Below are 7,710 nucleotides of genomic sequence, written 5' to 3'. Positions count from 1 at the left end.
AAGTCTCTCAAAGACTGATAATGGCACAAAGCCACATCCATCTCGTGATTGAGAGCAGCACTACAAGCGCACGTTCATATAAAAGGCTTCCCCATGAATGCAAAAGTAGCCAATAATATGGCAGACAGTGAGTAAAAAAGCTAGTGGCACGAATTGTCACCTTATATTATAGAAACCTAAATACATTAACAGAGACTTTATATAGAATCAATTACAAGCCGGAATGATTACCATGAATTCAACCGTACAACTGAGGGATCGCTTTTTACAGCGATGAACCGATTATAGGCAAACATAAGACTATTTTTGATACGACACTGCGCGACGGTGAACAAACACCTGGCGTATCCCTTACCAATGAGCAAAAACTCAGGATTGCACGGCAACTCGACAAACTCGGAGTAGACGTTCTCGAGGCCGGATTCCCCATCTCATCAGAAGGGGAAAAGCAGAATGTAAGAGCTATTGCCAGCGAAGGACTTAGTCTTGATGTCTGTGGTCTTGCCCGCGTATTGCAAAAAGACCTTGACGCATGTATCGACTGTGGTGTAGACGTAGTACACACTTTTGTCTCAACATCCGACATACAGAGAATCCACACCATAAAAAAGACCCGTGAAGAGGTTGTTACCATGGCTGTGAATGCCGTGGAATACATCAAAGACCACGGTGTAAAATGCATGTTCTCTGCAATGGATGCCACCAGAACAGATCTTGACTATCTTATAGAAGTGTACAAAGCCGTTGAAGGAGCAGGATGCGACATAATTAACGTTCCCGATACGGTAGGAATAATGTCACCATCCGGAATGTATGAGCTTATCAAGAACATATACAAAGAAGTCACCATTCCCATTGACGTCCACTGTCACAACGACTTTGGCATTGCAGTCGCCAACAGCCTCATGGCAGTAGAAGCCGGCGCGAGCCAGGTCCAGGTAACTATCAACGGTATTGGCGAACGTGCAGGCAATGCGAATCTTGCACAGGTAGCCATGTGCCTTCAATCTATATACGGTGCGAAGACCAATATCAACACGGAATACCTCCTCGAAACCTCGAAGATGGTCGAGAATTTCACAGGTATACACATGCCTCCCAACACCCCCATCGTAGGGGATAATGCATTCGCTCATGAGTCCGGTATACATACCCATGGAGTACTTGAAAAATCCGACACCTTCGAACCGGGCATTATGACACCCGAAATGGTTGGCCACAAACGCCGCATAGTACTCGGGAAACATGCAGGCAAGCATGCGGTCAAACAGACCCTGAGCGATATCGGCATCCAGCCTACCGAAGAACAGCTGGACGAAATACTCAGCAGGATAAAGATAATTGCAAACCGCGGCAAGCGTATATGCGACGCCGATCTTCACGCCGTAGCCTCGGCAGTCCTTGGCAAGAACCTCGGGCATGAGACCATCAAGCTCAAAGAGTTCTCAGTCATGACAAGCAACCTCACAACGCCAACAGCAGTAGTGAGAGCTATCGTAGGCGACCGTGAAGTCACTGCCTCAAACTTTGGTGTGGGACCCATCGATGCCTCACTCAAGGCAGTCGCAAGCATGCTTGATGGTTACACCAAAATAAAGATCCGCGATTTCAGGATAGAGGCTATCACCGGTGGCGGAGATGCTCTTGCAGAGGTCACTATTGGTGTAGAGGATGAAGAAGGGCGTGTGGTTACTGCGCACTCTGCAAGTGCTGACATCGTGACAGCTTCAGTGGACGCACTCGTAACAGCAATCAATCTTCTGCTTGAAAAGAAAAAGCTATGGAGCATGCAGTAAACTGGCAGCAATGATTTAAGAGTTATACTCTTATCCCGGAAAAGCCTTAAGGATAAGAGTAATTGTACTTTTTTATATATGGTTTAATGGCAGATATCCTGTCAATAACTTACCAGAAACTGAAGGCCCATATATGCAATATGAAATAATTGATTCCCATTGCCACCTCGATTTTCCCAAGTTCAGCCGTGACCGCGGAGAAACAATTGAAAGAGCCAGGCAGGAAGGCATCATCGCAATGATAAATTCCGGAGTGGATTACAGTACCAATATAGCCTCACTTGAGCTTGCAAAAAAATACGACTTCATCCACGCTACCTTAGGGCTCAATCCCCAGATGGTCCCGGATGCCAGTGATGAGAAGATCAGCCAGATACTCTCTCAGATAGAAAGGAACATTGACAGGGCTGTGGGAGTCGGCGAGGCAGGACTTGATTTCCATTACTGTGAAACAGAGAGCGGCCGTCAGCGGCAGATAGAAGTATTCCGGCAGGTCATAGACATTGCCCGCAAGTACAACAAGACACTTGTTATCCACGGCAGGGAGGCCGAAGATATCGCCCTCAAACTTAGCCATGACCTTGATACCGTAGTATTCCACTGCTACGGAGGCTCCCTGGAAACTATGAGGGAGATCGTGGACGCAGGTCATTTTGTATCTGTTCCAACACTAGTCTGCTTCTCCGAACATCATCGCTCAATAGCAAAGCATCTGCCCCTTGATAACATGCTCATAGAAACGGACAGTCCCTACCTGTCACCCCGGAAGGGCAGGAACGAGCCTGCATTCGTAGCGGACTCAGTTCCGCAGATAGCTGCCCTGAAAGGAATAGATGCATCCGAAGTGGCCATATCGACAGTTCGAAATACACGCAGGGTATTTGGCATCTGAATCTCGCTATTATTACCCCATTGACACCATATCATTAATATCATTCATATTCAGGAGTTTAAGCTAACATGCAAGTCAAACATTTCAACGCCGGACTTTACGATGCCAATTCGTACCTCATTAATGCAAAGGTACTGGTAGACACCGGAATTAACACATCTGCACTCATAGCTGCCATTGAGAAGGAAATAGATATCAAAGAAATTGAGCTTATCATACTTACCCATTGCCATTTCGACCATACAGCTGCTGCAGAGGAGATAGCAAAAAAGAGCGGTGCAAAAGTAGCCATTCACACTGATGATGCGCCCCTGCTCAAAAATGATGATGTTAATGCAGCATCCCTCTTTGGCCGCAGGTCACCTCATATTGAGCCGGACATACTGCTTGAGAACGGCCAGAAAATAAAAATAGGAGAAGGCGAGGAGCTGGAAGTTATACACACGCCCGGCCACACACCCGGAGGTATCTGCCTCTATGAGCCCGCATCAAAGAGCCTGTTCTCCGGAGATACTGTGTTTCCCGACGGCAGCATCGGACGCACTGATTTTGAGGGAGGTAATCCCTCCGCACTGACTGCATCCATAAGCAAGCTCACAGAGCTTGATGTAAAGACACTTTACCCCGGACATGGCATCAGCACCTCTGACGATGTGAACGGCCAGATCGGGATGTCACTGAAGATGTCCAGGGGCTTTTTAAGATTCTAATTAGGATTTTAAGATACACTATGGCAAGAAAAGAAAGGACCACTGGACAAAACTATATTCCCCGATTCCTCCCTATGAGCCCTGATGAGGTACGGAGGAAAGGCTGGGAAGAGCTTGATATTATCATTGTCACAGGCGATGCATATGTAGACCACCCCGGGTTTGGTACCAGCATCATAGGCAGGGTGCTTGAAGATGCCGGGTACAAGGTTGGTGTTATTGCACAGCCAGGGTGGGAAAATATTGCAGACTTCACTAAACTTGGAAAACCGCGCCTTTGCTTTGCCGTAAGCGCGGGGAACACCGACTCAATGGTAAGCAATTATACTCCATCAAAACGGCTACGCCATGATGATGCTTACTCACCTGGCAACAAAGCCGGGCTGAGGCCAAACAGGACATGTATTGTCTACACCAACCGGCTCAAGGAAGCGTATCCCGATGTTCCCGTTATCATCGGAGGCATAGAAGCATCACTGCGCCGCTTTGCCCAGTATGACTACTGGTCTGAAAAGGTGCGCCAGTCCATCCTCGCCGATGCGCCCGCGGACCTGCTGGTATATGGTATGGGCGAACTGCAGATGCTTGCCATTGCCGACAGGTTAAAAAATGGCACACCTGCCAGCCAGATCACTGACGTTGACGGTACTGTCTGGAAGATGGACATCAAAAGCTGGAAGGAAAAGAAAGAGGAGTTTCTCAGCGAATATATGGAGATACCTCCCTACGTGGAAGTTTCAAAGGACAAGGCAATCTACGCAAAAGCCTTCAAAACGGCCTTCGAGGAACAGGATCCAGTCTGCGGGCACGGAATAATCCAGGTGCACCCAAAGACCGTGGTCGTGCAGAACAAGCCTATGAGGCCATTAAGCCAGGAAGAGCTCGACCATGTTTACGAACTGCCGTTTACCAGGGAGGCTCACCCCTCATACCAGGAAAAGATACCTGCCCTGGATATGGTTAAATTCTCTATCACCACCCACAGAGGCTGCTTTGGTTCATGCTCATTCTGCGCGATAGTCATGCACCAGGGACGCATGATACGCAGCCGCAGCATCGAGTCGATACTCAGGGAAGCTGAAAGCTTCAGGGATATCAGGGGATTCAACGGCACTATTAACGGGCTTGGCGGTCCCTCAGCAAACATGTACGGCATGGACTGCAAGAAATGGGAGAGCTCCGGAGCGTGCAAGAACAAGCTGTGCCTTTACCCGCAGGTCTGTCCGTCCATGAACACCAGCCACAGTAAACTGATAGAGCTGATGCAAAGGCTCAGGGAACTGCCCGGCATATCCAAGGTATTCGTGGGCTATGGTGTGCGTTACGACCTGGCATTGCTTGACGAGCAGTATATGGAAGAACTATGCGCCCATCACGTCAGCGGCCAGCTCAAGGTGGCACCCGAGCACTATTCCGACAGGGTCACAGCTGTCATGAAAAAACCTGACAGGAAGACCTTTGAGAGATTCGAGCAGAAATACAAGGAGATAAACAGGAAGCTTGGCAAGGACCAGTACCTTGTTGCCTTCCTGATTTCAGGGCATCCCGGTTGTACCCTTGAGGATATGATCGCCACCGCCGAATACATCCGCGACACCGGCAGGTATACCAGACAGGTACAGGACTTCACCCCGACCCCCATGACAGTCGCTACATGCATGTTCCATACAGGCCTGGATCCTTTCACAGGCAAGAAGGTCTACGTCGCAACCTCCCAGAAAGAAAAGAGCATTCAGCGCGCCATGCTGCATTACAGGGAACCGGGGAACCATACTCTTGTCTATGAAGGCTTAAAGCGCACAGGAAGGCTGGACCTTGTGGGTAACACATGGAACTGCCTGATCCCGAGAAGCTCGGAAAAAGGACCCAGGAGCGGATGGTAACGATACGAAGTGCCATTGCAGTGCAGCCGGCTGATATGGCACGATATCTTCCTGTACAAAATAAAAATGCAATTGCCTTTAAATAAGAAGGAATAAAAACGTTACTTTTTTAATACATTCGCGCACATTATCATTGTACATTCAGAACTGTACGATAAGTGGGAGGTATGCATTTGAATTTGGTAGTGGGGATAATCAGCTTAGTTTTTATTATTCTTCAGGTTGCTTCTGCGATGGGGAGCCCTGTGACCAGTATAGATGAGAATATAGGGGAAGATGAATTCTATTCGATGTCATATACAAACCCTGAAAGCATTGAAATGCATGAGATGGCCAGGCAGAGTGAGGATGGAAAACATTCATCGGTTAAACTGAACGACGAGTTAACTCCAAGGACTACTGTCAGTCCCGACGGCAATTGCTCCGTATTTTACAAGATATATTATGTCAATTCTGATATGGGTATCGAGGACTATGCCCTGAGCAAACCTGAAAGGCCCAGAGAGGTCAGAATAAAGGACATCAGCACTATGGGCTGCTATGCTGTTGCTTTTTCCCCTGACAGCAGGATGTATGCAGCACCAAAACTAGTTCATCTGGGAGACGGCAGGAACGCTCAGTATGCCCTTGATATCATGTCGGTGGATTCAAATGAACTCATCCACAGGGAGCTTCTTCCTTTCTATAAGGAAAATACGAAACATACACCTATGGAATGGAACCGCGCAGAGATGTATGGGGTCTACTGGTCAGAAGACGGTTCTTCCATAGTATACGATGTTCTGGGAGCTGATATTGACGGCGGGCTATACCCGACCACGCTTGTGACTAACAGGCTCAATGTCAATTACACCGGGCTGCGGGAAATGAACGGGTATGAAGATTCCAGGGAGGAGAATGCTGAATTTTCAGGTTATGATGATCTTATGGAGTCTTATAGAAAAGGAAATGAGGAGAGTGGAGAACAGATAATGAATGCTCCGCAAAATGAGCAGGCTAATGAGAGCACGGATACGGAAGACGCCCAGCCGGTAGCATCACTGCCGGGATTTGGAATATTGATCGCTGCTGCTGCTTTAATTATTGGCACGAAGTGGAAAAAGGACATCCCATAAATCGACGTAAGACCCTTTTTGACATGTGGCTGATGGAATAACCTAAAACCAACAGTATACAGCACTAAATATATTAATTGAGTACTGGGGCAGAAAAGAGTTGGTTATCCATCATCTTAATTGTTGGAGGATGAACATGGGCAGACCAAAAAGCCTTCCCATATGCCAAGGAGAGTAAAACTTAAACTGATAAAAATGATACTGAACGATACTTGGCCAGCTTGACATTGAAAACCGGAAAAAGAGGAGGGCAATTACTTCATTGCCATTTCCAGCAGGTCGATTATATCCAGTACTTCTACCTTCGGGCCGCCACGCTTGAGATTTGTCCTGCAGAGTGGGCATGAAGTGACAAGATAGTCGACTCCCTCAGGGATATCCTCCACGCGTTTCTTTGATAGCTCCTGGGACAGCTCAGGATAGCCTTTTAGCACGCCTCCGCCTGCACCGCAGCACCTGGACTTCTCACGGATGTTCTTCATTTCCTTAAGGTCGCAGATACTGGTTATGATATTCCTTGGCGCATCGAATACGCCGTTACACCTTCCCAGATGGCAGGGGTCGTGATAGGACACTTTCAGGTCGAGCTTTTTCAGATCCATCTCAGCCAGGTGCTCTGCAAGGAATTCGGAAACATGGACAACCTCGAGGTTATCCGGATAATCATTTCTCAAAGTCGTATAGCAGCCGGCACATCCTGTGATTATGGTGTGGGCGCCTGTTGCCTTGATCTGCTCCAGGTTCTTTGAGACAAGCTCCAGGGGGCCAGAGCCGGTTCTCAGGAGAGGAGAGCCACAGCATACTTCATCCTTCAGGACTGTCACACCGAATTTCTTGAGAATATCGAATGTGCGTCTGGCAAGTTCCGGGTACCTGTAGGAGCCCAGGCAGCCTGCGAAATAAACATAGTCGGCCTTTTCCTTCACATCCGCCCGGGACTCACCAAGCCATGCCATGCGCTCCCCGGTCTCACCAAGAGTATTGCCAAGTTCATTGGCCTGGGATGCGATATCCCTCTGAGCCTGGGTCATTTTGCCCTGCAGTACCAGCTGGTGCCTTGTATGTTCCACTACTTTAGGAGGAGCTGCACCTGACGGGCACAACTGCTCGCAGATACCACAGGTGGTACACATGTTCAGGCTATTGAGCACACCCTCGTCCACTTCCAGGCCCTGAGAGACGCCATGGGCTATAAGCATGCGCCCCCGGGAGCTTGACGATTCCCAGCCGACCACATCAAATATGGGACATACGGATCGACAGGTTCCGCAACGGACACACTTCAATATAGAACGCATATCAGATTCTGTCATT

At 48.4% G+C, this 7,710-nt stretch carries 6 protein-coding genes; 5 read left to right on the top strand and 1 reads right to left on the bottom strand.

All coding sequences use genetic code 11. The features are described from left to right. Positions 1 to 284: 284 nt before the first annotated feature. From QZZ22_RS11345 to QZZ22_RS11325, 5 genes are all read left to right on the top strand, one after another. The gene (locus QZZ22_RS11345; RefSeq protein WP_292464945.1) at positions 285 to 1,796 is read left to right on the top strand and encodes a 2-isopropylmalate synthase; all 1,512 of its coding nucleotides are present in this window, start codon (positions 285 to 287) and stop codon (positions 1,794 to 1,796) included. 133 nt (positions 1,797 to 1,929) lie between these two features. After that, positions 1,930 to 2,688, top strand: coding sequence for a TatD family hydrolase (locus tag QZZ22_RS11340; RefSeq protein ID WP_292464941.1), 759 nt, complete (start codon positions 1,930 to 1,932; stop codon positions 2,686 to 2,688). A 68-nt stretch (positions 2,689 to 2,756) separates the two neighbouring features. Then, positions 2,757 to 3,398, top strand: a complete 642-nt coding sequence (locus QZZ22_RS11335) for an MBL fold metallo-hydrolase (RefSeq protein ID WP_292464939.1) — start codon at positions 2,757 to 2,759, stop codon at positions 3,396 to 3,398. A 74-nt stretch (positions 3,399 to 3,472) separates the two neighbouring features. Further along, positions 3,473 to 5,281, top strand: coding sequence for a YgiQ family radical SAM protein (locus QZZ22_RS11330; protein ID WP_292464937.1), 1,809 nt, complete (start codon positions 3,473 to 3,475; stop codon positions 5,279 to 5,281). Between the two features lie 173 nt (positions 5,282 to 5,454). Then, positions 5,455 to 6,396: a hypothetical protein gene (locus QZZ22_RS11325; RefSeq protein WP_292464935.1), complete on the top strand. Its 942-nt coding sequence runs from the start codon at positions 5,455 to 5,457 to the stop codon at positions 6,394 to 6,396. A gap of 254 nt (positions 6,397 to 6,650) precedes the next feature. Here QZZ22_RS11325 and QZZ22_RS11320 read toward each other — a convergent pair whose 3' ends face one another. Further along, a complete protein-coding gene (locus QZZ22_RS11320; protein ID WP_292464933.1) occupies positions 6,651 to 7,709 on the bottom strand; it encodes a (Fe-S)-binding protein in 1,059 nt (352 codons plus the stop codon). Position 7,710: the final 1 nt, after the last annotated feature.

It is taken from the genome of Methanolobus sp. (genome assembly GCF_016278365.1).
Taxonomy (GTDB): Archaea; Halobacteriota; Methanosarcinia; order Methanosarcinales; family Methanosarcinaceae; genus Methanolobus.
The sequence above is the reverse complement of the archived record's forward strand: the minus strand, read 5'-3'. Positions and strand labels throughout refer to the sequence as shown.